The sequence below is a fragment of the Bradyrhizobium sp. 27S5 genome (assembly GCF_037217225.1).
In the GTDB taxonomy this organism is placed as follows: domain Bacteria; phylum Pseudomonadota; class Alphaproteobacteria; order Rhizobiales; family Xanthobacteraceae; genus Bradyrhizobium; species Bradyrhizobium septentrionale.
Genome location: NZ_CP147714.1, coordinates 2071364 through 2098231, shown reverse-complemented (window position 1 = coordinate 2098231; position 26868 = coordinate 2071364). Strand labels below are relative to the sequence as shown.

The 26868-nt window shown below is 64.8% G+C and carries 24 protein-coding genes; 8 read left to right on the top strand and 16 right to left on the bottom strand.

Annotated elements, in window-relative coordinates:
• The first annotated feature begins 53 nt into the window (after nucleotides 1–53).
• Nucleotides 54–1496 carry a helix-turn-helix domain-containing protein gene (locus WDM24_RS09920; protein WP_029083692.1) on the top strand — a complete coding sequence of 481 codons (1443 nt, stop codon included), beginning with the start codon at nucleotides 54–56 and terminating at the stop codon, nucleotides 1494–1496.
• A gap of 2 nt (nucleotides 1497–1498) precedes the next feature.
• Here the strand turns inward: WDM24_RS09920 and WDM24_RS09915 are convergent, their stop codons facing one another.
• Nucleotides 1499–1753, bottom strand: coding sequence for an iron oxidase (locus WDM24_RS09915; RefSeq protein ID WP_166298739.1), 255 nt, complete (start codon nucleotides 1751–1753; stop codon nucleotides 1499–1501).
• 386 nt (nucleotides 1754–2139) lie between these two features.
• On the opposite strand from WDM24_RS09915, the gene WDM24_RS09910 reads away from it, so the two are divergent.
• Nucleotides 2140–2553, top strand: coding sequence for a nuclear transport factor 2 family protein (locus tag WDM24_RS09910; protein WP_338831049.1), 414 nt, complete (start codon nucleotides 2140–2142; stop codon nucleotides 2551–2553).
• A 257-nt stretch (nucleotides 2554–2810) separates the two neighbouring features.
• Here WDM24_RS09910 and WDM24_RS09905 read toward each other — a convergent pair whose 3' ends face one another.
• On the bottom strand, nucleotides 2811–3254 hold the full coding sequence (locus WDM24_RS09905; RefSeq protein WP_338831048.1) for a GYD domain-containing protein: 444 nt from the start codon (nucleotides 3252–3254) through the stop codon (nucleotides 2811–2813).
• 281 nt (nucleotides 3255–3535) lie between these two features.
• Between WDM24_RS09905 and WDM24_RS09900 the strand changes: the two genes are divergently transcribed.
• Together WDM24_RS09900 and WDM24_RS09895 are read left to right on the top strand one after the other, a co-directional pair.
• Complete coding sequence (locus tag WDM24_RS09900) at nucleotides 3536–4486, top strand: aldo/keto reductase (RefSeq protein ID WP_338831047.1); 951 nt, start codon at nucleotides 3536–3538, stop codon at nucleotides 4484–4486.
• A gap of 78 nt (nucleotides 4487–4564) precedes the next feature.
• Complete coding sequence (locus tag WDM24_RS09895) at nucleotides 4565–6385, top strand: carbamoyltransferase family protein (protein ID WP_338831046.1); 1821 nt, start codon at nucleotides 4565–4567, stop codon at nucleotides 6383–6385.
• Between the two features lie 58 nt (nucleotides 6386–6443).
• Here the strand turns inward: WDM24_RS09895 and htpX are convergent, their stop codons facing one another.
• Nucleotides 6444–7376, bottom strand: a complete 933-nt coding sequence (htpX, locus tag WDM24_RS09890) for a zinc metalloprotease HtpX (protein WP_338697196.1) — start codon at nucleotides 7374–7376, stop codon at nucleotides 6444–6446.
• 218 nt (nucleotides 7377–7594) lie between these two features.
• Nucleotides 7595–9250, bottom strand: coding sequence for an ATP-binding protein (locus tag WDM24_RS09885; RefSeq protein ID WP_338831045.1), 1656 nt, complete (start codon nucleotides 9248–9250; stop codon nucleotides 7595–7597).
• Between the two features lie 181 nt (nucleotides 9251–9431).
• On the opposite strand from WDM24_RS09885, the gene WDM24_RS09880 reads away from it, so the two are divergent.
• From WDM24_RS09880 to WDM24_RS09865, 4 genes are all read left to right on the top strand, one after another.
• Nucleotides 9432–10772 carry a lytic murein transglycosylase gene (locus tag WDM24_RS09880; RefSeq protein WP_338831043.1) on the top strand — a complete coding sequence of 447 codons (1341 nt, stop codon included), beginning with the start codon at nucleotides 9432–9434 and terminating at the stop codon, nucleotides 10770–10772.
• A 270-nt stretch (nucleotides 10773–11042) separates the two neighbouring features.
• Entirely contained in the window at nucleotides 11043–11546 is a 504-nt protein-coding gene (locus WDM24_RS09875; RefSeq protein ID WP_338831042.1) for a DUF1993 domain-containing protein, read from the top strand.
• Nucleotides 11547–11768: 222 nt separating this feature from the next.
• Complete coding sequence (locus tag WDM24_RS09870; protein ID WP_338831041.1) at nucleotides 11769–12629, top strand: SDR family oxidoreductase; 861 nt, start codon at nucleotides 11769–11771, stop codon at nucleotides 12627–12629.
• Between the two features lie 85 nt (nucleotides 12630–12714).
• On the top strand, nucleotides 12715–13818 hold the full coding sequence (locus WDM24_RS09865; protein ID WP_338831040.1) for an alkene reductase: 1104 nt from the start codon (nucleotides 12715–12717) through the stop codon (nucleotides 13816–13818).
• A 193-nt stretch (nucleotides 13819–14011) separates the two neighbouring features.
• On the opposite strand, the gene WDM24_RS09860 is transcribed toward WDM24_RS09865, so the two are convergent.
• The 12 genes from WDM24_RS09860 to WDM24_RS09805 form a co-directional block, all read right to left on the bottom strand.
• On the bottom strand, nucleotides 14012–15754 hold the full coding sequence (locus tag WDM24_RS09860; RefSeq protein ID WP_338832360.1) for an ABC transporter substrate-binding protein: 1743 nt from the start codon (nucleotides 15752–15754) through the stop codon (nucleotides 14012–14014).
• 116 nt (nucleotides 15755–15870) lie between these two features.
• Nucleotides 15871–16197, bottom strand: coding sequence for a DUF2160 domain-containing protein (locus tag WDM24_RS09855; protein WP_029082995.1), 327 nt, complete (start codon nucleotides 16195–16197; stop codon nucleotides 15871–15873).
• A 190-nt stretch (nucleotides 16198–16387) separates the two neighbouring features.
• Nucleotides 16388–17194, bottom strand: coding sequence for a carbohydrate ABC transporter permease (locus WDM24_RS09850; protein ID WP_029082996.1), 807 nt, complete (start codon nucleotides 17192–17194; stop codon nucleotides 16388–16390).
• Complete coding sequence (locus WDM24_RS09845; RefSeq protein WP_029082997.1) at nucleotides 17194–18096, bottom strand: carbohydrate ABC transporter permease; 903 nt, start codon at nucleotides 18094–18096, stop codon at nucleotides 17194–17196. Before WDM24_RS09845 ends, WDM24_RS09850 begins: the two co-directional genes overlap by 1 nt.
• Nucleotides 18096–19181, bottom strand: coding sequence for an ABC transporter ATP-binding protein (locus WDM24_RS09840; RefSeq protein WP_338697186.1), 1086 nt, complete (start codon nucleotides 19179–19181; stop codon nucleotides 18096–18098). The genes WDM24_RS09845 and WDM24_RS09840 overlap by 1 nt, the downstream gene beginning before the upstream one ends.
• 12 nt (nucleotides 19182–19193) lie before the next feature.
• Nucleotides 19194–20333 carry an ABC transporter ATP-binding protein gene (locus tag WDM24_RS09835; protein WP_338697184.1) on the bottom strand — a complete coding sequence of 380 codons (1140 nt, stop codon included), beginning with the start codon at nucleotides 20331–20333 and terminating at the stop codon, nucleotides 19194–19196.
• Entirely contained in the window at nucleotides 20330–21874 is a 1545-nt protein-coding gene (gene glpD, locus WDM24_RS09830) for a glycerol-3-phosphate dehydrogenase (protein WP_338697182.1), read from the bottom strand. The genes WDM24_RS09835 and glpD overlap by 4 nt, the downstream gene beginning before the upstream one ends.
• 342 nt (nucleotides 21875–22216) lie before the next feature.
• Nucleotides 22217–23044 carry a DeoR/GlpR family DNA-binding transcription regulator gene (locus tag WDM24_RS09825; protein WP_166214359.1) on the bottom strand — a complete coding sequence of 276 codons (828 nt, stop codon included), beginning with the start codon at nucleotides 23042–23044 and terminating at the stop codon, nucleotides 22217–22219.
• A gap of 142 nt (nucleotides 23045–23186) precedes the next feature.
• Nucleotides 23187–23882, bottom strand: a complete 696-nt coding sequence (locus tag WDM24_RS09820; RefSeq protein WP_338697178.1) for an HAD-IA family hydrolase — start codon at nucleotides 23880–23882, stop codon at nucleotides 23187–23189.
• A gap of 76 nt (nucleotides 23883–23958) precedes the next feature.
• Nucleotides 23959–24153 carry a hypothetical protein gene (locus tag WDM24_RS09815; protein ID WP_338831039.1) on the bottom strand — a complete coding sequence of 65 codons (195 nt, stop codon included), beginning with the start codon at nucleotides 24151–24153 and terminating at the stop codon, nucleotides 23959–23961.
• 174 nt (nucleotides 24154–24327) lie between these two features.
• The gene (locus WDM24_RS09810) at nucleotides 24328–24681 is read right to left on the bottom strand and encodes an acyl-CoA thioesterase (protein ID WP_051346527.1); all 354 of its coding nucleotides are present in this window, start codon (nucleotides 24679–24681) and stop codon (nucleotides 24328–24330) included.
• A gap of 89 nt (nucleotides 24682–24770) precedes the next feature.
• On the bottom strand, nucleotides 24771–26867 hold the full coding sequence (locus tag WDM24_RS09805; RefSeq protein WP_338831038.1) for a 3-hydroxyacyl-CoA dehydrogenase NAD-binding domain-containing protein: 2097 nt from the start codon (nucleotides 26865–26867) through the stop codon (nucleotides 24771–24773).
• Nucleotide 26868: the final 1 nt, after the last annotated feature.

The following is a 26868-nucleotide window of genomic DNA, read 5'->3' as shown; positions in this document are numbered from 1 at the left end:
GTAATAAATGTCGATTTGTAAATTTTGTCACATAATAGGTCAGGAAGGCTGTCATGCCTGGCGAATCCGGAAAAAAACTGTTCGTCGGTCCGCGGTTCCGGCGGATCCGCCAGCAACTGGGACTGTCGCAAACCCAGATCGCCGAGGGGCTCGGCATCTCGCCCTCCTACATCAATCTGATCGAGCGCAACCAGCGCCCGGTGACGGCGCAGATCCTGCTGCGGCTGGCCGAGACCTACGATCTCGATCTGCGCGACCTCGCCACCGCCGACGAGGACCGCTTCTTCGCGGAGCTCAACGAGATCTTCTCCGATCCCTTGTTCCGCCAGATCGACCTGCCGAAGCAGGAGCTGCGCGACCTCGCCGAGCTCTGCCCCGGCGTGACCCACGCGCTGCAGCGGCTCTATGCCGCCTATACCGAGGCGCGCCGCGGCGAGACGCTGGTGGCGGCGCAGATGGCCGATCGCGAGGGCTCGCAGTTCGACGCCAACCCGATCGAGCGGGTGCGCGACCTGATCGAGGCCAACCGCAACTATTTTCCGGAGCTCGAGACCGCGGCGGAAAATCTGCGCGACGAGCTCAACGTGCCGACCGAAGGCCTGTTCACGGCACTCAGCGCGCGCTTGCGCGAAAAACATTCGACCGTCACCCGCGTGATGCCGGTCGACGTGATGCGCGAGACGCTGCGCCGCTTCGACCGGCATCGCCGGCAGCTCCTGATCTCCGAGCTGGTCGACAGTGCCGGCCGCAGCTTCCAGCTCGCGCTGCAGATCGGCTTTGTCGAATGCGGCACAGCGATCGACGCGATCGTCAGCCGCGCCGGTCCGCTCGACGACACCGCGCGCAGGCTCTACCGCATCACGCTCGCCAATTATTTCGCCGCGGCGGCGATGATGCCCTATCAGGCGTTTCATTCCGCCGCCGAAGCCTTGAGCTACGATGTCCACGTGCTGGCGCAGCGCTTCAACGCCGGTTTCGAGCAGGTCTGTCACCGCCTCACCACGCTGCAGCGGCCGAATGCGCGCGGCGTGCCGTTCTTCCTGCTCCGCGTCGACAATGCCGGCAACGTATCGAAGCGGTTTTCCTCCGGCACCTTCCCGTTCTCCAAATTCGGCGGCACCTGTCCGCTCTGGAACGTGCACTCGACCTTCGACATGCCGGACCGCCTGCTCAGCCAGGTGATCGAGCTGCCCGACGGCACGCGCTACTTCTCGATCGCGCAGACGGTGCGCCGGCCGGTCGCGCCCTATCCGCAGCCGCAGCCGCGCTTTGCGATCGGGCTCGGCTGCGAAATCCGTCATGCGGCCAAGCTCGTCTATGCGACCGGCATGGATCTGGAGAAGGTCGAAGGCACCCCGATCGGCGTCAACTGCCGGCTCTGCGAGCGCGAGAACTGCAGCCAGCGCGCCGAGCCGCCGATCACGCGCACCCTGATCCTCGACGAGACCACGCGGCGGGTGTCGTCGTTCGCATTCTCGAATGCGCGGGAGCTGTGAGCTCAATCCACTGCCGCAAAGGCCTTGCACCAGCCGTCCTTGCTGATTGCGCCCTCAACCACCTTGCAGCCGTCGGGTTCGACGAACAGCGTGCACGCGCCGCAGGAGTAGATGCCGTTCGGCGTGTCCTGATATTCGGCTTGGGGTTTGGTCATCTTGTCGGACGCAGAGGCGGGCCGCAGGAAGAACGCTGCGGGAAGTCCTGCGGTGGCGGCGCTGATGAAGGTACGGCGCGAACGGCGGCCTTGGTTGGTCATTGGAGTTGTTTCTCCATTTGTTGCCTATCGTCATAGTAGCCGTCATTGCAAGCGACGCGAAGCAATCCATTTCGCCGCCTGCACAACAATGGATCGTTTTCGCCATCGCCACCGCTGTCATCACCCGCGCATGCGGGTGATCCAGTATTCCAGAGACACCCGTTGTTGAGCCGAGAGGCCGCGGCGTACTGGATCGCCCGGTCAAGCCGGGCGATGACAGATGTGGTGAGGACGCGCATGGGTGCGATCGGCACGAGGCGCGCTAGCTAGAGCACCCGCGTCCGCCATGCCGATGCATCAAAACGGGAAACGATGACTTTCCGCCATTGCCGTTCCGCAACGGCGGCTGCGACCACATGATGTAGGGACAGGCAAGGAGGTCCCCAATGAACCAGCATGCCAGCAAGACAGGCGCACCGCCCTCGGTGGGCGCAGATGTGAGCGGCATCGAAACGCTGCTCACCCGCAACCTTCCGGAGGTTTTCGGCGAAGGCGATCCGGTGCGCCGAAGGGCCGCAATTCAACAACTCTACACTGAGGATTGTGTGCTCTACGCGCCATCAGGCATTCTGGTAGGCCACGATGCACTCGACAAGTTCGCCGGCGATCTCCGATCGACGCATCCGCACTTTGCTTACACGCCTCATGGCGCGCCGCAGGTCCTGCACAATTCGGGACGCCTGGCATGGGGCTCCGGGCCGCAAGGCGAGAAGCCTGCGTACACCGGCGTCGACTTCATCATCGCGCGGGATGGCAAGATCGCGGCGCTCTACGTCTACCTGGACGCGCCGCCTGCTTGAGGGGCGGCTGCGACGCTGATGCCGAATGCTGAAACACGAGGCGGCGGACGTCAGGCGACGGCACAACCGGCCGGGGCTTGCGAACCGGCATGCACGTGCCCGCGACATCCGCCTGAGCGTGTTGCCCATCCGCTGACGCGCCCCGGATCAGCGACGCGCGCAACGGCCCTCGCCTTCGCGCGGAGCGCCGGGTAGCGCCGCCGCGCGAGAGTGACACCGGACGTCAGACGATCAGCGGTGCTTGATCCTCCGGCCTGCTAGCCGCCGGGCGGGGTGTAGGCAGCCTTCAGCTTGCTCGCGTGCTGCCGCACCACCTTGATCTCGTCCTGGGTAAACAGCCGGGTCAGCTTCACATTCTGCATGGTGCCGGCTGCCACGACCACGCCGCTGATGGCAGGCGCGACGGTCGGATCCGGCACGTCGAAGATCACCATCACGCCGGGGCCATCGACCGACGTGCTGTACATCGAAATCAGTTTGCCGCCGGCCGCTTCGATCAACTTCCTGGCGGCCTCATAGCGATTGGTCGCCGGGTTCTCCATGATGTTGTTGAGAGCACGCGGGGTGTATTCACCTGAGAAGCAGAAATGCATGGCAATCGCTCCATTTGGCTGAAATGAGAAAAGCGTTTCACCCGGGCGTGACCCGGGCAGCAGCAGATTTCGTACTGAAATGAGAAGAGGTGGCCTGCCGATGGCCATGTGCGCTGCCGCTCATTCTCCGGAATTCGGCGCGACCGGTGGCAGCTCGCCGGGCAATCTACATCAAGCGCCCGACAAATGAAATCGCGTTCCTGCGCGTTGCGAAAGTCGCGCCGTGATCGACGCGGCGCCGAGGGGCAGCCTGCCTGACCTGACGCACGAGCGAGCACGACGTTTGTGATGCAACCAGAGCGGTGTGGGCGTCGCTCAGCGCCTTGCAAACAAAGGCGATCTGCCTCAGTGTCCGGTGCCTGCCCTCAAGAACAAGCGAAAGAAAACTCATGAAGCATCGCGCGCTCGGCCGCTCCGGCCTCACCGTTCCTCCCCTGTGCTTCGGCTGCAATGTGTTCGGCTGGACCGTCGACGAGACGTCGTCGTTCCGCCTGCTCGACACCGTGCTGGAGCACGGGCTGACGTTCCTGGATACGGCGGACGTCTATTCGCGCTGGGCGCCGGGCCATAGCGGCGGCGAATCCGAGACGATCATCGGCAAATGGATGAAGGCGCGCGGCAACCGCAACCGCGTCATCCTCGCCACCAAGGTCGGTATGGACATGGGCAACGACAATGTCGGGCTGAAGCCGGACTATATCGCGCGCGCCGTCGAGGACTCGCTGCGGCGGCTGCAGACCGATTTCATCGATCTCTACCAGTCCCACAAGGACGATGAGACGACCCCGCAGGAAGAGACGCTGGCGGCCTACGACAAACTGATCAAGGCTGGCAAGGTCAGGGCGATCGGCGCCTCGAATTTCTCGGCGGAGCGGCTCAAGAACGCCCTCGATATCTCCATGGCGAACGGGCTTCCGCGCTACGAGAGCATGCAGCCCGAATACAGCCTGATGGAGCGCTCGAGCTACGAAGGCGCGCTGCAACGGGTGTGCGAAGAGAACGACGTCGGCGTGATCACGTTCTTCTCGCTCGCCGCGGGATTTTTGACCGGCAAGTACCGCTCGGAGAGCGACTTCGCCAAGAGCCCGCGCGGCTCGCGCAGCATTCCAAAATACATGAACCCGCGCGGCATGCGCATCCTGGCCGGCCTCGATGAGGTCGCCGCGGAAACCGGCGCCGAGCCGGCCGCGGTCGCGCTGGCCTGGCTGATGGCAAAGCCCTCGATCACCGCGCCGATTGCCAGCGCAACCAGGCCCGAGCAGGTCGCGACGCTGGTCGCTGCAACCAAACTCGAGCTGACCAAGGGCCAGGTCGAGCGGCTCAACGCAGCGAGCACATAGCGCGTTTTCAAGCGGCGCGAACTGCGGCTTTTGGTCTTCAGTGCGCAGCCTCGATACTGCCTTACTGTTCCGGACAGCTTGACTAGAGCCATTTCCGTTCCGATAAAATCGGAACGGGGCTCTAGATTTTTGTTTGACGCGTTTTCTTCACGCGAACCGGTATCCACTTCGCTCGAAAACGCTCTAGTCTGCCGTGACGGTCAGGCGTATGGGGGGACGCAGGTGAATATCCTTGGGATCAACTCGGTGTATCACGAGTCCGCCGCCGCGCTGCTGGTTGACGGCCGGCTCGTGGTGGCCGCCGAGGAGGAGCGGTTCAACCGCATCAAGCACGGCAAGCCAGCCGAGTTCGACAACCCGCATCAACTCCCCGAACGCGCAATCCGCTTTTGCCTGAACCATGCCGGGCTCACCGCGCGCGATATCGATCACGTCGCATACTCGTTCGATCCGAGGCAGCGCCGCAAGCGATATCGCGCCGAGTGGTGGGATCCGCGGCTGGAGGAGACCTTTCGGCTCCGGCTTGGTCAGGTGCCCGGCGCCATCGACGACCTGCTCGGACGCTCACTGCGGCAGCGGCTGCATTTCGTGCCTCACCATATGGCGCACGCCGCATCCGCCTACTTCCCGTCCGGCTTTGATCACGCGGCCATCCTCACCATCGATGGAATCGGCGAGACCGCGGGCACCTCGCTGGCGAAGGCCGCCGGCACCCGCATCCAGACCGTCGAGACATTCGAATATCCGCATTCGATCGGTTTCCTGTGGGAGGTGTTCAGCGGCTATCTCGGCTTCTCGCATTACGACGCGTCGAAAGTCATGGGCCTCGCGGCTTACGGCGATCCCGAGGTTTTCCGTCAGCAATTCCAGTCGATCATGCGTGCCGATGAGGTGAACTACGGGGTGTCGCCGGAGTATCTCGGCAACAGCCCGGAGCGTCACGCCAGAATGGAAGCAGTGTTCGGGCCGCCGCGCTACGAGGACGGCGAAATCCTGCCGCGGCATGCCGACATGGCGGCCGCGTTGCAGGCGGCGACGGATGCCGCGGTCGTCGCGGCCGCCCGCCGCCTCAAGCGCAGGGTGCCATCAGACAATCTGTGTCTTGCCGGAGGCGTCGCGCTCAATTGCGTGACCAATGAACTGGTCAGGCGATCCGGCGAATTCACCAACGTGTTCATCCCTTCCGCGCCGCACGACGCGGGCACGGCGATCGGCGCCGCCTTCGCCGTGCATTGCGCAAAGCACAAGCGTCCTCCCGAACGCGGCAACGACACGCCGTATCTCGGGCCCGCCTTCAAGCGGCGCGAGATTCTGGCCGCGGTCAAGTCGGCCGGGCTCAAGGCACGGCGCAGCACATCGCCGGCGCGCGATGCCGCCGACATGATCGCCGACGGCAAGATCGTCGCCTGGTTCCAGGGCCGCATGGAGTTCGGGCCGCGCGCGCTGGGCAACCGTTCCCTGCTCGCCGACCCGCGGCGGCCGGACATGCGCGATATCCTCAATCAAAAGGTCAAGCACCGGGAAGATTTCCGCCCCTTTGCGCCGAGCGTACTGGCCGAGCACGCCGAGGAATGGTTCGAGGTCGGCGCGCCGACGGCCAGTCACGCCTTCATGCTGTTTGCATGTCCCGTCAAGCCTGATCGGCGCGATCTCATCCCGGCGGTTTTGCACCGCGACGGCAGCGCCCGGGTCCAGATCGTCAGCCGCAGATCAAATCCGCGCTTTCACGAGCTGATCTCCTGCTTCTTTGCCAAGACCGGCGTGCCCCTTGTCGTCAACACGTCCTTCAATGACAGCGAGCCGATCGTCTGCGCCCCGACCGACGCAATCGTCACGTTCCGCAAGTCCGGCATCGACGCGCTGTTCATGGACGATGTGGTGCTGACGGCAAAGGCGTGACCTCGCCTGCCATCTTCAGCCCAGAATCTTCAGCGCCAGGATATTCAGCCCAGAACCTTCAGCCCCACGGGCCGCGCTGGCCCTGTGATCCGCCCCACGGGCTGCGCGGCGGATAGCTTGCGCCGGTGGAAAGCGGCGCGGTCTGGGTGCCGAGCTCGGCGGCGAGTTGCTGCAGCGCCGCGATGCGGTTCGCGGTCGAGGGGTGGGTGCTGAACAGATTGTCGACGCCGTGGCCCGACAGCGGGTTGATGATGAACATATGCGCGGTGGCCGGATTGCGCTCGGCCTCCATGTTTGGCATCTGATGCGCGGCGTTCTCGATCTTCGCAAGCGCGGACGCCAGCCACATCGGCTGCCCGACGATGCGCGCGCCATAATTGTCGGCGGCATATTCGCGGGTGCGGCTGATCGCCATCTGCACCAGCGCAGCGCCGAGCGGCGCCAGGATCATCATCGCGATCGAGCCGATGATGCCGGGGCCGTTGTTGTTGCGGTTGCCGCCGAAGAACATGCCGAACTGCGCCAGCATCGAGATCGCGCCGGCGATCGTCGCCGTGATGGTCATGGTCAGCGTGTCGTGATGCTTGATATGCGCAAGCTCGTGCGCGATCACGCCGGCGAGCTCCTCGCGGCTGAGCTGCTGCATCAGACCCGTGGTGACGGCGACGGCGGCGTTCTCCGGATTGCGGCCGGTCGCAAATGCATTGGGCTGCGCTTCGTCCATCAGGAACACGCGCGGCATCGGCAGGCTTGCGCGTTGCGCGAGCTCAGCGACGAGGTCATAGAGTTCGGGCGCGGAACGCGCATCGACCTGATGGGCGCCGTACATCGACAGCACCATGCGATCGGAATTCCAGTAGGCGAACAGGTTTGTCGCAGCCGCGACGATCAGCGCGATCACGGCGCCGGTGCCGCCGCCGATCAGATAGCCGACGCCCATGAACAGGGCGGTGAGGCCGGCAAGCAGGAGCGCGGTGCGGAAATAGTTCATCGTGGTTCCCTCACGGCGAGCGGAATGCTGCCACAACTGACGCCGCTGAGGTAGGGATTTTGCTGCGCGCGCCGCAAGGGGAACCAGTGCGTCGCAGCGACGCGGCGGGGATTAACGATCGGTCATCTGCGGCAGATTGTAACCCGCATGAGCGAAAGCGACATGCGGGACCACCGCCGCGGATATCGCTTCGCTTCATCCGGGCTGCGGGATCGCGCCTACTCCGCCGGCTCCTGCCGCGCGAGCTGCCGCTCCCCCTCGCGCAGCGCCACCTGCAGCATGCGGGCGAGCTGGGCCCGGCTGTAGGGCTTTCCGAGGAACAGGATGCCCTGCTCGAGCTTGCCGTCCTGGTCGATGGCATTCTCGGTGTAGCCCGACGTGAACAGCACGCACAGGCCGGGCCGCCGCTTCTGCGCCTCGGTGGCGAGCTCGCGCCCGTTCATCGCGCCGGGCATGATGACGTCGGTGAACAGCAAATCGACCGGCGCGCCGCTGTCGAGCACGGCGAGCGCTTCAGAGCCACTGTTGGCCGACAGCGTGGTGTAGCCGAGGCTCTCGATCTGGGTCAGCACGTAGGAGCGCACCAGCTTGTCGTCCTCGACCACGAGCACGATTTCCTGCGCGCCGCGAACATCCGGCTGCCGCCGCTCCGGCGCCGCGGCCGGCGAGACCACTGCCGCACGCGGCAGATAGAGCATGACGCGGGTGCCGCGGCCGACCTCGCTGTCGAGCACGATGTGGCCGTTGGACTGCTTGACGAAGCCATAGACCATGGAAAGCCCGAGTCCGGTGCCCTTGCCGACATCCTTGGTGGTGAAGAACGGCTCGAACACTTTTGCCAGATCGGCTTCCGCGATGCCCTGGCCGTTGTCGGTCAGCGCGATCGCGACATAGTCGCCGGCGGCGAGCCCGTCATGGCCGTGCACGTCTGAAGGCTTGAGCTCGGCGGTGCGGGTCTCGATCGTGAGCCGGCCGCCCTTCGGCATCGCGTCGCGCGCGTTCAGCGCGAGGTTGATGATCGCGGTGACGAGCTGGTTGGAATCGACCAGCGCACGCGGCAGATCGAGTGCGGCGCGAAAATCGATGTCGACATGGTCGCCGATGGTCGGCTGCAGCAGCTCGATGGTATCGACCATCAGCGCATTGACGTCGACGTCGCTCGGCTGCAGCGGCTGCTTGCGCGCAAACGCGAGCAGATGCCGCGTCAGCGAAGCACCGCGGTCTGCGGCGTCGCGGATCAGCGAGGTGATCTCGACCAGCTGCCGGTTATGGGTGACCGCTTCGGACAAAATGTCGATGGTGCCGGTGATGACGGTGAGGATGTTGTTGAAGTCGTGGGCGATGCCGCCGGTGAGCTGGCCGACCGCCTCCATCTTCTGCGCCTGGCGGATCTTGCTCTCATTGGCTTCGGCCTCGCGGAAGCGCTCAAGCAGGACTTCCGAGCGCTGGCGTTGCCGTCCCTCCTCGGCGAGCGCGACATGCGCCTCGCGCAGCTGCGCCTCGGTCGGGATCGCCAGGATTTTCGGGATCAGCGGCCAGAGCAGGACCGCGGTGAAGATCGAGGCAATCGCGGTCAGCGCCTTGAGCAGGCCTTCGAGACCGTAGATCGGCACCCACAGCGTGTAGATCGAGAACACATGGGTCAGCCCGCAGGCGAGGATGAAGGCGGCGAACGGCCAGGCCATCCAGCCGAACTGGAAATCGCGCCGCTTGGAGACCAGGATCGCCAGCGCAAACGGGATCGAGAAATACGAAGCGGCAATCAGTGCGTCGGAAATCACGTGGAGCCAGATCAGCTCCGGCTCCCACAGCAGGCAGATGCCGTGCGGCGAAAACGTCGACGAATCCAAAAGACGCTCGAGAAAACTCCTCATGGCTCCCTCCGGGCGTGATCGATCCGCCGACACTCCTGCCCGCGAATCACCGGCCGATCATAGCGGCGGCACTTCACACTGCCGAAGGCCAATTGGTCTAGCGGCGGCACCCCCGTTGTTGCCCGGTGTCGCCCTGGTGTATGCAGGGCGGGCCCTATCCCCGATCCAGCCGGTGACATCGATGCCAGCATCTCCCCTCCGCGCCCCGATCATGATCGCTGTAGCAGCGGCGGCGCTGGCGCTCTCGACGGCCGCCTCGGCGCAGCAGCCGCTGCCCAACCCTGCGGGTCCCGCGCCCGTCAGGCCACGCCCGGCGGTCGCTGCCTCGCCGCGGGCTGCGTCCTGCCATGCCGGGCAGAGCTTTGATCGCTTCCTCACTGAGCTGAAGCAGAAGGCGGTGGCCGCCGGCGTCTCGCAACGCACGATCGCGGAGAGCGCGCCGTACCTGATCTATGACCAGGGCATCGTCAACCGCGACCGCGGCCAGCGCGTGTTCGGGCAGATCTTCACCCAGTTCGCCGGCCGCATGGCCGCGAATTATCGGATGCAGCAGGGCCAGCAATACATCAAGACATATGCGGCCGCGTTCGCGCGCGCCGAGAAGGAGTATGGCGTGCCGCCGGCGGTGATCGCCGCGTTCTGGGGACTGGAGAGCGACTTCGGCGTCCAGATGGGCAATCTGCCGACGCTGAAATCGCTGGTGTCGCTGGCCTATGATTGCCGCCGCTCGGAGATGTTCCAGGGCGAGACCATCGCGGCGCTCAAGATCATCGAGCGCGGCGACCTGACGCCCGACGAGATGATCGGCTCGTGGGCCGGCGAGCTCGGCCAGACGCAATTCTTGCCGACGCACTATTTCAACTACGCCGTCGACTATGACGGCGACGGCCATCGCAATCTGCTTGCCAGCGGCCCCGACGTGATCGGCTCAACCGCAAACTACATCGCCAACGGATTGAAGTGGCGGCGCGGCGAGCCGTGGCTTCAGGAGGTGCGCGTGCCGCAGGCCGCAAACTTCCCTTGGGACCAGGCCGACCTCACCATCAAGCTGCCGCGCGCGAAATGGGCTGCGCTCGGCGTCACCACCACCGACGGCAAGCCGCTTGCCAATGACGAGATGCCGGCCTCGCTGTTGCTGCCGATGGGCCGGATGGGCCCGGCATTCCTCGCCTACGCGAATTTCGCCGCCTACACCGAGTGGAACAACTCGCTGATCTATTCGACCACCGCCGGCTATCTCGCCGGCCGCATCGCGGGCGCGCCGCCGATGCAGCGCCCGCACGCGCCGGTCGCGCAGCTGCCGTTCAACGAGATCAAGGAGCTGCAGTCGCTGCTGGCGCGCGCCGGCTACGACGTCGGCAAGGTCGACGGCGTGCTCGGACAGGCGAGCCGCAGCGCGGTCAAGGCGATGCAGATCAAGTACGGCCTGCCGGCGGATTCCTGGCCGACCGCGGAGCTCTTGGCCCGGATGCGCGGGCCCCGGGCGCAGCCGGCGGAAGCCGCGATGCCGGGGATGCGGTAGGACGCACCATTCAGCCGCGCGCGCATTGGTAATCCCGTCACCCTGAGGAGCGCGTAGCGCGTCTCGAAGGGTCGACGGCCACCAGTGGGGCCGTGCATCCTTCGAGACGCCGCTTCGCGGCTCCTCAGGATGACGGATTACGAGGGCCCCTCGGGAAATATTTGACCAAGTGTTACAGCCTTCCGCGGTTGTATTCTTCCCTTCGCGGCCCCATTTGCAGCATCGCCGTTCGGCAGATTTGGATTTCATCAGAACCAAGAAGAGCAACACATGTCCTTTTATGACGCCGTCGTCCCCGCCTATCTTCAGATCCTCAACAGCCTCACTGGCCTGCTCAGCAAGGCCGAAGCGCATTGCGAGGCGAAGAAGATTGCGCCCGAGGTGCTGTTGGGATCGCGGCTCTATCCGGACATGCTGCCGCTGACCAAGCAGGTGCAGCTGGTCTGCGATCACGCCGCAAGGGGCTGCGCGCGGCTGACGCATAGCGAGGTGCCGTCGACGCCCGACACCGAGACCACCTTCGCCGAATTGAAGCAGCGGCTCGCCAACACGATCGACTATGTGAAGTCGTTCAAGCCGGAGCAGTTCGACGGCGGCGACGCCAAGGACGTCACCTTCCCGGTCGGCCCCGGCCGCACTATGACCCTGAAGGGCCAGCAATTCCTCAACGCGTTTTCGTTCCCGAACTTCTATTTCCACGCCGTCACCGCGCACGGCATCTTGCGCCACAACGGCGTCGAGATCGGCAAGCGCGATTTCCTCGGCGTGAGCTGACGCGCTTCGCGCGTCATTCCGGGGCTCGCGAAGCGAGAACCTCAGGTGCGCAATTGCGCACCGGGGAATCTCGAGCCACACAACTTCTGGATTCCGGGTTCGATGCTTCGCATCGCCCCGGAATGACGTGGCACAAACATATTCCCCGCCGCGGGATTTTAGCCTCGCACGCACGGCCGTGCTACTGCTCCCTGACAACAACAAGACGTCAGGGAGCACGCCATGTCGACCACAACCCACGCACCGAAAGCCATCGACCCGTCCGCCTCGCTGCATGCGGAAGCGCTGGGACTGGCAAAGAACCATGGCCGCCTCAACGGCCGGCGCATCATCGTGGTCGGCGCGGGACAGCGCACTACCGTGGACGCTGAGCCGCCGATCGGCAACGGCCGCGCGATGAGCGTGCTGTTCGCGCGCGAGGGCGCCTCGGTCGCCTGCCTCGACGTCAACAAGGAAGCCGCCGACGACACCGTCGCGCAGATCAGCAAGGAAGGCGGCAAGGCCTTCACCGATGTGGTCGATGTCTCCGACGTTGTAGCGATCGCGCCTTCGGTCGAGCGCTGCGCGCAAACGCTCGGCGGGCTCGACGGGCTGGCGCTGAATGTCGGCATTTCCTCCGGCCTGTCGCTGCCCAAAATGACGGCAGAAGCCTGGGACCGCGACTATGCGGTCAATGTGCGCAGCCACATGCTGTTCGCGCAGAAGGCGCTCGAGGTGATGGCGTTCGGTGGCGCGATCATCCTGATCTCCTCGATGGCAAGCCAGCGCGCCGGTGGCCGCAACCCGGCCTATGAATCCTCCAAGGCGGCGCAGATCGCGCTGGGACGGGCGATCGCGCGAGCCGGCGAGGACAAGGGCATTCGCTGCAATGTGATCGCGCCCGGCTTCATGGATACGCCGATGGGCCGCGACGCCAGCCGAAGGCGGACCGACCGCGCCGTGACGGTGCCTTTCGGCCGCCAGGGCACCGGCTGGGAGGTCGCCTATACTGCGCTGTTCCTGATTTCGAATGAATCCTCCTATGTGAACGCGCACACCCTGTTCCTCGATGCCGGCCACATGGGCGGGATTGTGCGCAGCTAACCTGCGGTGCGCGAATGCCTCGGCCATTGCGCATGTCGCCGCAATGCACAAGTCTTCTCCATTCGTCACTCCCTGGGACATATCCATGAGCCAACCGACCAAACTCCTCGAACCCTTCAAGCTCGGCGCGCTGACGCTGCCGAACCGCCTGGTAATGGCGCCGCTGACGCGCAACCGCGCGGTGCCGCCTGGTATGGTGCCGAGCCCGCTCGCGGTGGACTATTACGGCCAGCGCGCCTCCGCCGGCCTGCTGATATCCGAGGCGAGCCAGGTCTCGCAGCAGGGCCAGGGCTATCAGGACACGCCCGGCATCTATTCGAAGGAGCAGGTCGCGGCCTGGCGCAAGGTCACCGACCGCGTGCATGAGCGCGGCGGCCGCATCTTCATCCAGATCTGGCATGTTGGCCGCATCTCGCATGTCGCGTTGCAGCCGAACGGCGGTGCGCCGGTGGCGCCGAGCGCGCTCAAGGCCAAGACCAAGACCTTCGTCAATGGCACCTTTGCCGACGTCTCCGAGCCGCGCGCGCTCGAGCTGTCGGAAATCCCCGGGATCATCGAGGACTTCAAGCGCGGCACCGCGAATGCGCTGGCTGCCGGCTTCGACGGCGTCGAGATCCACGGCGCCAATGGTTATCTGCTCGACCAGTTCGCGAGGGACAGCACCAACAAGCGCACCGACGCTTACGGCGGCTCTATCGAGAACCGCGCAAAGCTGATGCTTGAGGTTTCCAAGGTGGTCGCCGCCGAGGCCGGCGCCGATCGCACCGGCATCCGCATCTCGCCGGTGACGCCGGCCAATGACGTCTCCGACTCCAATCCGCAGCTGCTGTTCGACTACATTGTCGATCAGCTCAACGCGCTGAAGCTGACCTATATTCACGTCATCGAAGGCGCGACCGGCGGCCCGCGGGACATCGCGCCGTTCGACTACGCTTCGCTGCGCAAGCGCTTCAAGCAGGCCTATGTCGCCAACAACGGCTACGACTTCCCGCTGGCCGAGAAGGTGCTGGAAGCCGGCGCCGCCGACCTCATCGCGTTCGGCAAGCCGTTCATCTCCAACCCCGACCTGGTCGAGCGGCTCAAGGCCGGCGCTCCGCTCAACGAGTGGGACAAGACGACCTTCTATGGCGGCGGCGCCAAGGGCTACACGGATTACCCGACGCTGAAGGCGACCGAGGCGGCGGAGTAGAGTGGACCAAAGACTGTCATGCCCCGCGAGGGCGGGGCATCCAGTATTCCAGAGACGCCAGCGATTGATCGAAACGCCGCGGCGTACTGGATCGCCCGGTCAAGCCGGGCGATGACAACGGAGAAAACAAAAAAGGCCGGGATCGCTCCCGGCCTTTCGTCGTCTTCGGATGGCGTGGGCTGGTACGCCTGCCTTACTTGGCTTCGGCGCGCTTGGGCGGGGTGGCCGGCCACGACTTGATCAGCGCGTCGTAGTCGACGGTTTCGCCCTTCGGCTTCTCGTTCGCGAGCTTGCGCTGCGGAGCGATGGTGCCGTCCTTCTCGGCCTTCTTGAACCAGAACTCGGCGGATTCCTTCTTGTTCAGCTTCGGTCCGCAGGCACCCTGCACACCGGACTTCTCAAGACGTTCCATCACCGAATCCTGGGCCGCGGCGAGCGCGTCCATCGCCTGCTGCGGCGTCTTGGTACCGGACGACGCATCGCCGATGTTCTGCCACCACAGCTGCGCGAGCTTCGGATAGTCGGGCACGTTGTTGCCGGTCGGGGTCCACTGCACGCGCGCGGGCGAGCGGTAGAACTCGATCAGGCCGCCGAGCTTCGGCGCACGCTCGGTGAACGACTTGTCCCAGATGTCGGATTCACGGATGAAGGTGAGACCGACATGGCTCTTCTTCAGCGACACCGACTTGGAGACGATGAACTGCAGATAGAGCCAGGCTGCCTTGCGGCGATCCGGCGGAGTCGACTTCAAGAGCGTGGCAGAACCGGCGTCCTGATAGCCGAGCTTCATGCCTTCCTTCCAGTACGAGCCGTGCGGCGACGGAGCCATACGCCACTTCGGCGTACCGTCCGCGTTCATCACGGCGATGCCCGGCTTCACCATGTCGGCGGTGAAGGCGGTGTACCAGAAGATCTGCTGGGCGATGTTGCCCTGCGCAGGCACCGGGCCGGCTTCCGAGAACGTCATGCCCTGGGCTTGCGGCGGGGCATACTTCTTCAGCCAGTCGAGGTACTTGGTGATCGAGTAGACCGCGGCCGGGCCGTTGGTGTCGCCACCACGGTCGACCGAGGAGCCGACCGGACGGCAGCCTTCCATGCGGATGCCCCACTCGTCGACCGGCAGGCCGTTCGGGATACCCTTGTCGCCGTTGCCGGCCATCGACAGCCAGGCGTCGGTGAACCGCCAGCCGAGCGAGGGATCCTTCTTGCCATAGTCCATGTGGCCATAGACCTTGACGCCGTTGATCTCCTTGATGTCGTTGGTGAAGAACTCGGCGATGTCTTCATAGGCCGACCAGTTCACGGGCACGCCGAGCTCGTAGCCATACTTGGCCTTGAACTTGGCCTTGTAGTCGGGGTTGGTGAACCAGTCGTAGCGGAACCAATAGAGGTTCGCGAACTGCTGGTCGGGAAGCTGATAGAGCTTGCCGTCCGGCGAGGTCGTGAACGACTTGCCGATGAAGTCGTCGACGTCGAGCATCGGGTCGGTGACGTCCTTGCCCTCACCCTTCATGTAGTCCGAGAGCACGATGGTCTGGCCGTAGCGGAAGTGCGTGCCGATCAGGTCGGAGTCGTTGATCCAGCCGTCATAGACATTCTTGCCGGACTGCATCTGGGTCTGCAGCTTCTCGACCACGTCACCTTCCTGGATGATGTCGTGCTTGAGCTTGATGCCGGTGAGTTCGGAGAACGCCTTGGCCAGCGTCTGCGATTCATATTCGTGCGTCGTGATCGTTTCCGACACGACGTTGATCTCCATGCCCTTGAAGGGTTCGGCGGCCCTGGCGAACCAATCGAGCTCCTTCTTCTGGTCTGCCTTCGACAGCGTCGAGGGCTGGAATTCCGCGATCCACTTCTGGATCACGGCTTCATCGGCCGCACGCGCCGGCGCGGCGACCGCGAGCGAAGCTGCGATCAGCGCGGCGGCGCTGGTCATAGTCAAAAGACTATCCTTTGTCGTTCTCAAATGTGGCATATAGTTTCCTCCGGTTGCAGCGACAAACCAAAACCTCAGGCCCGGGTAGACCCCGGATCTGCTCTTCTTCGCTTTCGTCAGACGGTGCGAAAAATCGCGACGGCTGAAAGAAGCGAAATCAGCGTTGCGAGCCACAGGCTCGAAATCTCCACGCCCTCCCCGATCGGCAGCGTGAAGATCGTATCGGTGCCGACGAGGCCGATCCACAAAAGGTGGATCACCGCCGCCAGCACCAGCGAAATGAACAAGCGATCGCCGCGCGTGGTCGGGATGCGCAGCACGCCGACCCGCTCGGCCTCCGGATAGACCGCCGCGAGCCAGGTCATGGCGCCGAGCGTCGAGGCCAACAGCGCGAAGAAGATCGCGGTCGGCAGCGTCCAGGCCATCCATGCGATGGATTCCATGACTCAAATCCCTCCACACGATGCGCTGCGCCCGCTCTCCCATGGGGAGAGGGTTGGGGTGAGGGGGTACGGTCTATCGATCGAGCGAAACCCCTCACCCGGATTTGCCGCTCCGCGCCAAATCCGACCTCTCCCCATGGGAGAGGTGAAGTCCGGCGTTGAGATGCTGCCTGATTGCTTCATCATCATCCTAGACCCGGCCGAGCGCGAAGCCGCGCGCGATGTAGTTGCGGACGAACCAGATCACCAGCGCGCCCGGAATGATGGTGAGCACGCCGGCGGCGGCAAGCAGCCCCCAGTCCATGCCGGCGGCGGAGACCGTGCGCGTCATGATCGCCGCGATCGGCTTGGTCTGCACCGAGGTCAGCGTGCGCGCCAGCAGGAGCTCGACCCAGGAGAACATGAAGCAGAAGAAGGCGGCGACGCCGATGCCGCTCGCGATCAGCGGCACCAGGATCTTGATGAAGAAGCGCGGGAACGAATAGCCGTCGAGGAAGGCGGTCTCGTCGATCTCGCGCGGCACGCCGGAGACGAAGCCTTCGAGGATCCACACCGCCAGCGGCACGTTGAAGATGCAGTGCGCGAGCGCAACCGCCCACGGCGTATCGAACAGGCCTATCGCCGAATACAGGTTGAAGAACGGCAGCGCGTAGACCGCCGCCGGCGCCATGCGGTTCGACAGCAGCCAGAAGAACAAATGCTTGTCGCCGAGGAAGCGGTAGCGCGAGAACGCATAGGCCGCCGGCAATGCCACCGCGATCGAGATGATGGTGTTGAGCACGACATATTCGAGCGAATTGATATAGCCCGAATACCAGCTCTCGTCGGTGAAGATGCGCTTGTAGTGCTGCAGCGTCGGCGTATGCGGCCACAGCGTCATCGTCGAGACGATCTCGGCGTTGGTCTTGAAGCTCATGTTGACGAGCCAGTAGATCGGCAACAGCAGGAAGATCAGGAACAGCGCCATGATGAGGCGGCGGCCGGGGATCGAATGCATCATGCCGCTCCTCCCTTGACCGGACGCTCGGCGCCGGCATTGGTCATCACGGTGTAGAACACCCAGCACACGATCAGGATGATGAGATTGTAGGCCAGCGACAGCGCCGCGGCCTTGCCGAGGTCGAACTGGCCGAGCGCGATCTTGACGAGCTCGATCGAGACGAAGGTGGTGGAGTTGCCCGGGCCGCCGCCGGTGACCACGAACGGCTCGGTGTAGATCATGAAACTATCCATGAAGCGCAGCAGCACCGCGATCAGCAGCACGCGGTTCATCTTCGGCAGCTGGATCGCCTTGAACACCGCCCAGCGCGAGGCGCCGTCGATCTGCGCCGCCTGGTAATAGGCGTCGGGGATCGACTTCAGGCCGGCGTAGCACAGCAGCGCGACGAGGCTGGTCCAGTGCCAGACGTCCATCACGATCACCGTGACCCAGGCGTCGAGGTCATTGGAGACGTAATTGTAGTTGATACCGAGATGGTTCAGCGTATAGCCCAGCAGGCCGATGTCGGGCCGGCCGAAGATCTGCCAGATGGTGCCGACCACGTTCCACGGAATCAGCAGCGGCAGCGCGAGGATGACGAGACAGGCCGCGACGCTCCAGCCCTCGCGCGGCATCGACAGCGCGACGATGATGCCGAGCGGCACCTCGATCGCGAGGATGATCGCCGAGAACAACAAATTGCGACCGAGCGAGGCCAGGAAGCGGCCGCCGAGATCGGTCGAGGGATCGAGCAGCTCCTTGAACCAGCCGACGCCGTTCCAGAAGAACTGGTTGTTGCCGAAGGTGTCCTGCATCGAATAGTTCACGACGGTCATCAGCGGCAGCACCGCCGAGAACGCCACCACCAGGAACACCGGCAGCACCAGGAACCAGGCTTTTTGGTTGATCGTCTTGTCCATCAGGCGACCCCTTCCACCAAATGGCTGTCGGCATAGACGTGGACATGCGCGGGATTGAAGATCAGCCCGGCGGTATCGCCGGAGACCGAGAAGCCCGGCGGCACGCGCGCGGCGAATTTGGTGTTGCCGACGCGAACACGGGCAAACTGGATGCGGCCGAGATCGTCGATCCGCTCGATCGTGGCCGACAGCAGGCCAGGTGCCGGCGCCGCGACGTCGACGAATTCGGGCCGCACGCCGATCTCGATTTTCTTGCCCGCCGGCAGCACACCATAGTTTCGATTCAGGCCGATGACATGGCCGTCGACCCGCGCCTCGTGGCCACTGACCTCGGCGGGCACGATGTTCATGCCGGGTGAGCCGATGAAATAGCCGACGAAGGTATGCGCCGGCTTGTCGAACAATTCGGCCGGCGTGCCGCTCTGCACCACACGGCCGTCATGCATCACGACGACGGTGTCGGCAAAGGTCAGCGCCTCGGTCTGGTCGTGGGTGACGTAGATCATCGTGAGGTCGAGCTCGCGATGCAGCGCCTTCAGCTTCGAGCGCAGCTGCCACTTCAGCTCGGGATCGATCACGGTCAGCGGCTCGTCGAACAGCACCGCGGCGACGTCGGAGCGCACCAGCCCGCGGCCGAGCGAGATCTTCTGCTTGGCGTCGGCGGTGAGCCGGGTCGCCTTGCGGTTCAGGTACGGCGTGAGGTCGAGCAGATCGGCGATCTGCCTGACCCGCGTATCGACCTCGGCCTTGGCGACGCCGCGGTTCTTCAGCGGGAAGGCCAGGTTCTCGCCGACCGTCATGGTGTCGTAGATCACAGGGAACTGGAACACCTGCGCGATGTTGCGCTTCTGCGTCGACAGCGGCGTGATGTCCTGGCCGTCGAACAGGATCTTGCCGCGCGACGGGATCACGATGCCGGAGATCAGGTTGAGCAGCGTGGTCTTGCCGCAGCCGGACGGCCCGAGCAGCGCATAGGCGCCGCCCTGCCGCCAGGTCATCGTCACCGGCTTCAGCGCAAAGGATTCCGGCGGCGCATCATTGCCGCTGTAGGACTGCGCGAGATCGACGAGGTCAATGCGGGCCATCGGGCATCTCCCTCAATTGCTCTTGCTGGCCGACGCGCGTGCCGCAAGCGAATCGCCATACAATTCGCTTGCAAACGCGGTCGCGGGCGACGCGACCAGGCGGTCAGCGGCGTCAAACACAAAGATGTTTTCGGGATCGAGCGCGGCTTCAAGCACCTGCCCGGGTTCATATTCATGCACGCCGTGCAGCACCGCGACCCAGTTCGAATCGTGGACATGGACGTGCACAAAACTCTCCGAGCCGGTGATCTCGGTCACCGTCACGGTGGCGGAGAATTTGTGGCGGCCGGCTGCGGAGCTACCGACCTCGAGCTGGTGCGCACGGAAGCCGATCTTGTAGATGCCGTCGGGCAGCGTGGCGTAAAGGCCGGCCGCGGGCGCCTGCTCGCCGCCGGCATAGATCACCTGGGCGCCCTTCTTCTCGATGCCGATGATGTTGAGCGGCGGATCGGAGAACACCTGGGCGACGCGCAGCGTGTCGGGATGGCGGTAGACCTTCGGCGTCGCGCCGATTTGCAGCACCTCTCCTTCCCACATGCACACGGTGTCGCCGCCGAGCAGCAGCGCTTCCGACGGCTCGGTGGTGGCGTAGACGAAGATCGCGCCGGAGGCCTCGAAGATGCGCGGCAGCTCGGCGCGCAGCTCCTCGCGCAGCTTGTAATCGAGATTGGCCAAGGGCTCGTCGAGCAGCACGAGATCGGCGCCCTTGACCAGCGCGCGGGCAATCGCGGTGCGCTGCTGCTGGCCGCCGGAGAGCTGCAGCGGCGTGCGCTTTAGGAACGGCTCGAGCCGCAGCAGGCCGGCGGCTTCCGCCACCCGCTTCTCGATCTCGGCGCGCGGCTTGCCCTGCACCCGCAGCGGCGAGGCGATGTTCTCGTAAACCGTGAGCGAGGGATAGTTGATGAACTGCTGATAGACCATCGCGACCGAACGCTGGCGCACGTCCGCCCCGGTGACGTCCTTGCCGTCGACCAGCACGCGGCCGGTGGTCGGCTTGTCGAGGCCGGCGAGCAGCCGCATGATCGAGGTCTTGCCCGACAACGTCGGCCCGAGCAACACACTGAGCGTGCCGCGCTCCAGCGTCAGCGACACGTCGCGGATGGTCGCAATGCCATCCACGGTCCGCGTGACATTCTGCAGTGTGACGCTCATGCCCGTCCTCCCGCTTCGCGGAGGGGACGTTCACCGGACACGCGGTTGGCGAGCATCCACTCGTCGAGCGCGGCGATTTCACCCGCCGTCATCCGCAAGCCCAGCTTGGATCGTCGCCAGACGACATCGTCTGCAGTCCGAGCCCATTCGTTTGCCATCAGGTACCTGACTTCGCTCTCCGTCAAGGTGGCGCCGAACGAGCGGCCGAGATCTTCGGCCGATGCTGCATTGCCCAAGACTTTGCTGGCGCGCGTGCCGTAGGCATGCGCGAGACGATTGGCGTGCTGTTGCGTAAGGAACGGGTAGTTGCGAACCAATTCGGCCGATAGCGCCGCGACCGCGGAGACATCCATGTCGCCGCCGGGCAGCGGCGCCTTGCCGGTCCAACCCTCCTGCGCCTTTGTGCCGCGGAGGTAAGGCGACAGCCGCTCCAGCGCCTCCTCGGAGAGACGGCGATAGGTCGTGATCTTGCCGCCATAGATCGACAGTAGCGGCGCACCGCCGGGCGTATCGAGCTCGAACACGTAATCGCGGGTCGCCGCCTTGGCATCGCTGGCGCCGTCGTCATACAGCGGACGCACGCCGGAGTAATTCCAGACCACGTCCTCGGGCTTCACCGGCTTGGCAAGATAGGCGCTGGCGGAGGCGCAGAGATATTCGATCTCCTCCTGCGACGCCTTCACCTTGGCCGGATCGCCGTCATAGTCGCGATCGGTTGTGCCGATCAGCGAGAAATCGTCCTGATAGGGAATGACGAAGATGATGCGGCCGTCGGCGTTCTGGAAGATGTAGGCACGGTCGTGGTCGTAGAGCTTCGGCACCACGATGTGCGAGCCCTGCACCAGCCGCACCTTGGCGCGCGCGTTGACACCGGCGCCCGACGCCAGCACCTGCTCGACCCAGGGACCGCCGGCATTGACCAGCACGCGTGCCTTGATGGTGTTGCGCGCACCGCTGACGCTGTCCTCGACCGTGAGATGCCAGACGCCGTCGACCTGCCTGATCTCGACCGCGCGGGTGCGGGTGCGGATCTCGGCGCCGCGATCGGCGGCATCGCGCGCGGTCAGCGCAACCAGCCGCGCGTCGTCGACGAAGCAGTCGGAATATTCAAAGCCCTTGGTGTAGCGGCCCGGGATCAGCGGCTTGCCGACCACGTCGCGCGTCAGATCGACCGAGCGCGTCGCCGGCAGCAAGTGACGGCCGCCAATGTGGTCGTAAAGGAACAGGCCGAGCCGCAGTAGCCAGGCCGGGCGCAGGCCGGCGTGGTGCGGCAAAACGAAACGCAGCGGACGAATGATATGGGGCGCGATCTGCCAGAGAATCTCGCGCTCGATCAGCGCCTCGCGCACCAAACGAAACTCGTAATATTCGAGATAGCGCAGACCGCCATGCACGAGCTTGGTCGACCAGGACGACGTCCCGCTGGCCAAGTCATTCATTTCACAGAGGAAAACAGAGTTACCCCGGCCCGCCGCATCGCGCGCGATGCCGCAGCCATTAACGCCGCCTCCAATGATGGCGAGGTCGTAAATCTGGTCCAAAGAACGCTTCCCCCGGCAACCGTTTTCGCTTTGACGGTTTTACTTTCGGATTGGAGTAGATCATAACCAAAAACGAAAGCAAAGTGAAAACAGGGAACTTCGGCTGTGGATTTTTTGGGCGAGGTGATCGCGGCTGGGGCAGCGAGTCCACAAACCTCTCGCCGTTACCCCATGCGACGACAGCACCCCGTCACCCTGAGGTGCGAGCGGAGCGAGCCTCGAAGGGTGCACGGCCCCGCTGGTGGCCGTCGACCCTTCGAGACGCGCTACGCGCTCCTCAGGGTGACGGGATTAAAATAGAAGGCGCGGCTAATTCGCCTAAGCGGAGAGGACGGCCTCGGCTTACGCGCTGCGCAGCGTCGCCGGTGCGGGCTCAGCATTGTCGTCGAGATCGCTCTGCGGCTTGTCCATCGCGACGACGACTTCGATGCCGCGGCTGTGGCAGATGTTGGCGAGGCCCGCGGGGAGCGGCGAGTCGGTCACGAAGGTCTGGATCTGGCTCATATGCGCGATGCGCACCGGCGCGCTGCGGCGAAGCTTGGTCGAATCCGAGACCAGCATGACGTTGCGCGCGTTGGCGATGATCGCCTGCGCGACCTGCACCTCGCGATAATCGAAGTCGAGCAGCGCGCCCTCCTCGTCGATCGCGGATGCGCCGATGATGGCGTAATCGACCTTGAACTGGCCGATCAGCTGCGTCGCGGTGGAGCCGACCACCGCGCCGTCGGCGCGGCGCACCGTGCCGCCGGCGACGACCACCTCGATGCGCGGATGGCGGTACAGCAGCATCGCGACGTTGAGGTTGTTGGTGATGACCAGCAGGTCCTCATGCGAGGTCAGCGCGCTCGCGACCTCCTCCGTGGTGGTGCCGATGTTGATGAACAGCGAGCAGCCGTTCGGAATCCGCGCGGCCGCGGCGGCGCCGATCGCCTTCTTCTCCTCGGCGGCGACGAAGCGGCGCGCCTCATAGGCAAGGTTCTCGACGCCGGAGGCGATGATCGCGCCGCCATGGATGCGGGTCAGCGAGCGCTGGTCGCAGAGGTCGTTGAGATCCTTGCGGATGGTCTGCGCCGACACCTCGAATCGCCTGGCAAGATCCTCGACCATGACCCGGCCGAATGCGCGCGCGATGTTGAGGATTTCAGTCTGGCGATGGGAGAGTCCGGCCACGGCGGCCCCCTTGAAACGGCGAGTCTCCCATGTTGCGACCGTTCGGCACCGAGGTCAACGAGCAAGCATCAGTGGGGTTAAGAACTGCGTTGCAGCAATGTCGAGGCGGTGGGTGCCTGCGCGATTCCTCACCACGCAGCCCCTACCAAGACATGGCCAATGCAACCCGGCGGATCAATTCGGGATCGTCGAACGCCGCCGCGCTCGCGACCGCGCCGGCCGCGAGCAGATCGGCATGACTGAGCCCGGTTCGCATCCCGATCGTCGCGATGCCTGCGGCCGTCGCGGACTGCACGCCGGACCGCGAATCCTCGAACGCCAGCGAGGCCGATGCCGACGCGCCTGCGAGGCGCAGTCCTTCGAGATAGGGCAATGGATGCGGCTTGCCGTGTGCCAATTCGTCACCGATCACGACAGCCTTGAAGCGATGCGCGATGCCCAGTCCCGAGAGCAGCAGCTCAGCATTCGGGCGCGGCGCATTGGTCACCGCTACCATGGGCACGCCGGCGTGATCAGCCCGGTCGAGCAGCGTCATCAATCCCGGCACCGGCACGATCTGGCCGCTGACCAGTTCGCGGAATGTCCGCTCCTTCTCGCCAAGGATGATTGCGCGGCGATCCGGCGGCTCATGTGCGAGGAAGCGATCGCCGATCGAGGCGTTGGAGAAGCCCTGCAGCTCCTTGCCGAAGCGCGCGTGATCGAACACATGCCCGTGAGGACCGAGCACGCGGTTGAACGCTGCCAGATGGAGCGGATCGGTATCGGCGAGCGTGCCGTCGATATCGAACAGCAGCGCCTTGCCTTGTGTCTGCGACGCTCTGCCATGTGCCTGCGACATCCGAGAGATGTTTCCGTGAGCCCGGATGCATCAATGCAGGCAATTGCGGCACGCGCAAATGACGCGCCAAGGTCAGTTACGACGCCATCAGCACGGGCTGACCGGTGAGGAGCCGGCGCGCCGCGCGCTCAGCCTCGCGGGCGTTGCGGAAGATCTGGCCTTCCAGGCGCTGGAAAAGTTGCGACGCAGCAAAGAACTGATAACCCCGCGTATCGCGCACCACGATACCCGCTGTCTGAGAACTCACTTCGATCACGTAACTGTCGGACATTGTCGGCCTCGATTTGACTCGGGCCGACAACGGAGAGACTGGCTGTTTGTTCCTCGGGTATTTTTGCGAGGCGAAGCGCCGCAGCTCCGGTCCTTTGCAATCAAACCACGCTCCGGACTCAGTTTCGTCGCGTTTGCTCTCGCGCCGAATCAGCGACACAGGCGCGCGTAGAGTTCAGGTCTCGATCGTCGCGCCGTCGCGCTGGATCGGTTGCGGATGGCCCTGCTCGTCGATCGAGACGTAGGTGAAATTGCCGTCGGTCACGAGGATCGACTGCTGCTCGCGGCGGCGCAGCACCCAGGCTTCGAGATGCACCGTGATCGAGGTGCGGCCGACGCGCACGAGGTTGGCGTGCACCGAGACGAGATCGCCGACATAGACCGCCTTGCGGAAATTCATCGCCTCGATCGCAACCGTCACGGTGCGCGACTTCGCCAGCTTGGAAGCGAACACGCCGCCGCCGACGTCCATCTGGCTGAGCAGCCAGCCGCCGAAGATATCGCCATTGGCGTTGGTGTCGGCCGGCATCGCCAGCGTGCGGATGCAGAGATCGCCCTGCGGCTCGTTGCCGTTGATCGGCGGCGCGCGGAGATGAGTTTCGGGCGCTTGGGTCTCGGTCACTTGAAGGCCTCCCAGCCGGTATCCGGTGCAAACCGTCCGCCAAACTTACGCATCAGCGCCTGCATCGTCGACACCACATTGTCGACGCCGCGACTGCGCGCATAATTGAGCGGGCCGCCGCGGAACGGCGCATAGCCGGTGCCGAAGATCATCGCGCCGTCGACCATGTCGGCATTGTCGACAATGCCCTCGCGCAAGGCGGCGACGCAGACGTTCGAGATCGGCAGCACCAGACGGTCGATCATCTCGTCCGTCACCTTCGGACCGGTCTCCGGCAACGGCGCCTTCTCCGCCTTGCCGTCCTTCCAGGTGTAGAAACCCTTGCCGGTCTTGCGGCCGAGCTCGCCCTTGGCGACTTTTTCGCGCAGCCACGCAGGCGTCGGCGGCAGCGTATCGCCGAACTTCGAGCGCAGCATGTCGCCGACATCGAGGCAGATATCGAGGCCGACCTGGTCGGCGAGCTCGATCGGGCCCATCGGCATGCCGAACTCGACGGCCGCCGCATCGATCAGGCGCTGGTCGGTCTTTTCGTCCAGCATCATCATCGCTTCCAGCATGTAGGGTGTCAGCGCGCGGTTGACGAGAAAGCCCGGCGAGCTCTTCACCGGCAGCGGCAGGCGGTCGATGGCGCCGACAAAGGCCAGCGCCTCCTTGAGCATGGCCGCATCGGTGCCATCATGGCTGACGACCTCGACGAGTTGCAGCCGCGACACCGGGTTGAAGAAGTGCAGGCCGAGCAGCCGCTCCGGCCGTGCCAGCGTGGTGCGCAGATCCCGCAGCGGAATGCTCGACGTGTTGGTGGCGAGGATCGCGCCCTGCTTCATCTTCGGTTCGAGCGAGGCATAGACCTTCTGCTTCAGCTCGAGCTTTTCCGGCACCGCCTCGATGATCACATCGGCGTTGCGGACGCCCTCGCCGTCCACGTCGGGGATCAGCCGGTCGAGCGCGTCGCGCTGGTCGATCTTCCTGCGCATGATCTTGCCGAAGAGCTCCGACGCCCGCTTCATCGCGCCCGCAATCGGTTCGGCCTTCATGTCGGCGAGCGTGACGCGCATGTCCTGGTTGGCGCACCAGGCCGCGATATCGCCGCCCATCGCGCCGGCGCCGATGACATGGACGTACGCAACCTTGTTGCCGCCGCCCGCCGCCTTCTTCATCTGCTCGCGCAGGAAGAAGACGCGGATCAGATTCTGCGCGGTCGGCGTCACCATCAGATTGGCGAACGAGGCCTTCTCCGCATTCAGCATCGCCGCGCGGTTGCCGGCGTGCTTCTCCCAGAGATCGATCAGCGCTGAGGGCGCCGGATAGTGCTTGCGCGGCGCGGCCTTCTCGGCCTCGCTGCGCATTCGCGAGGCCAGGAAGCCCCTGACCGGACCGAAATTGAGGATGGTATTGAGCGCGCCCGGCTTGGCGCGCTTCAGCCGGCCGAACACCGCGTCCTTCACCGCGTTGCGGACATGGCGCTCCTGGGTGACGGCATCGACCAGACCGAGCGACTTGGCGCGGCGCGCGTCGATCGTCTTGCCGGTCAACATCAAGGTCATCGCCTGCATCGGATTGACCAGCTCGGTGAAGCGCACCGTGCCGCCGAGGCCGGGATGCAGCCCGAGCATCACCTCGGGGAAGCCGAACCGCGCATCATCGATCGCGATCCGCATCTGGCAGGCCAGCGCGACCTCGAGGCCGCCGCCGAGGCAGAAGCCGTGGATGACGGCGACCGACGGCACGCGCAGCGCCTCTAGCCGGTCGATCACGGCATGCGCCCTGCCGATCTCGGTCTCGACCGCGCGCGGGTCGCTGGCGCCGCGAAACTCGTTGACGTCGGCGCCGGCGATGAAGCCGCTCTTTTTCGCCGAGCGCACCACGAGGCCGGCCGGCCGCTGGCTCTCCAGCGCCGTAACGATGGCATCGAGCTCCTCGAGCAGATCGGCGGACAATGTGTTGGCGCTGGCGCCGGCGCGATCGAACAGCAGCCAGGCGATGCCGTCCTCGTCACGCGTCAGCTTGAAGTTCCTGTACGGGCTGTCGGCGGCCGGGGTCGGCCCGAGTTCGAGCACGCGGTCGGCGAGAACGTCCATGATCCGTGAATCCATG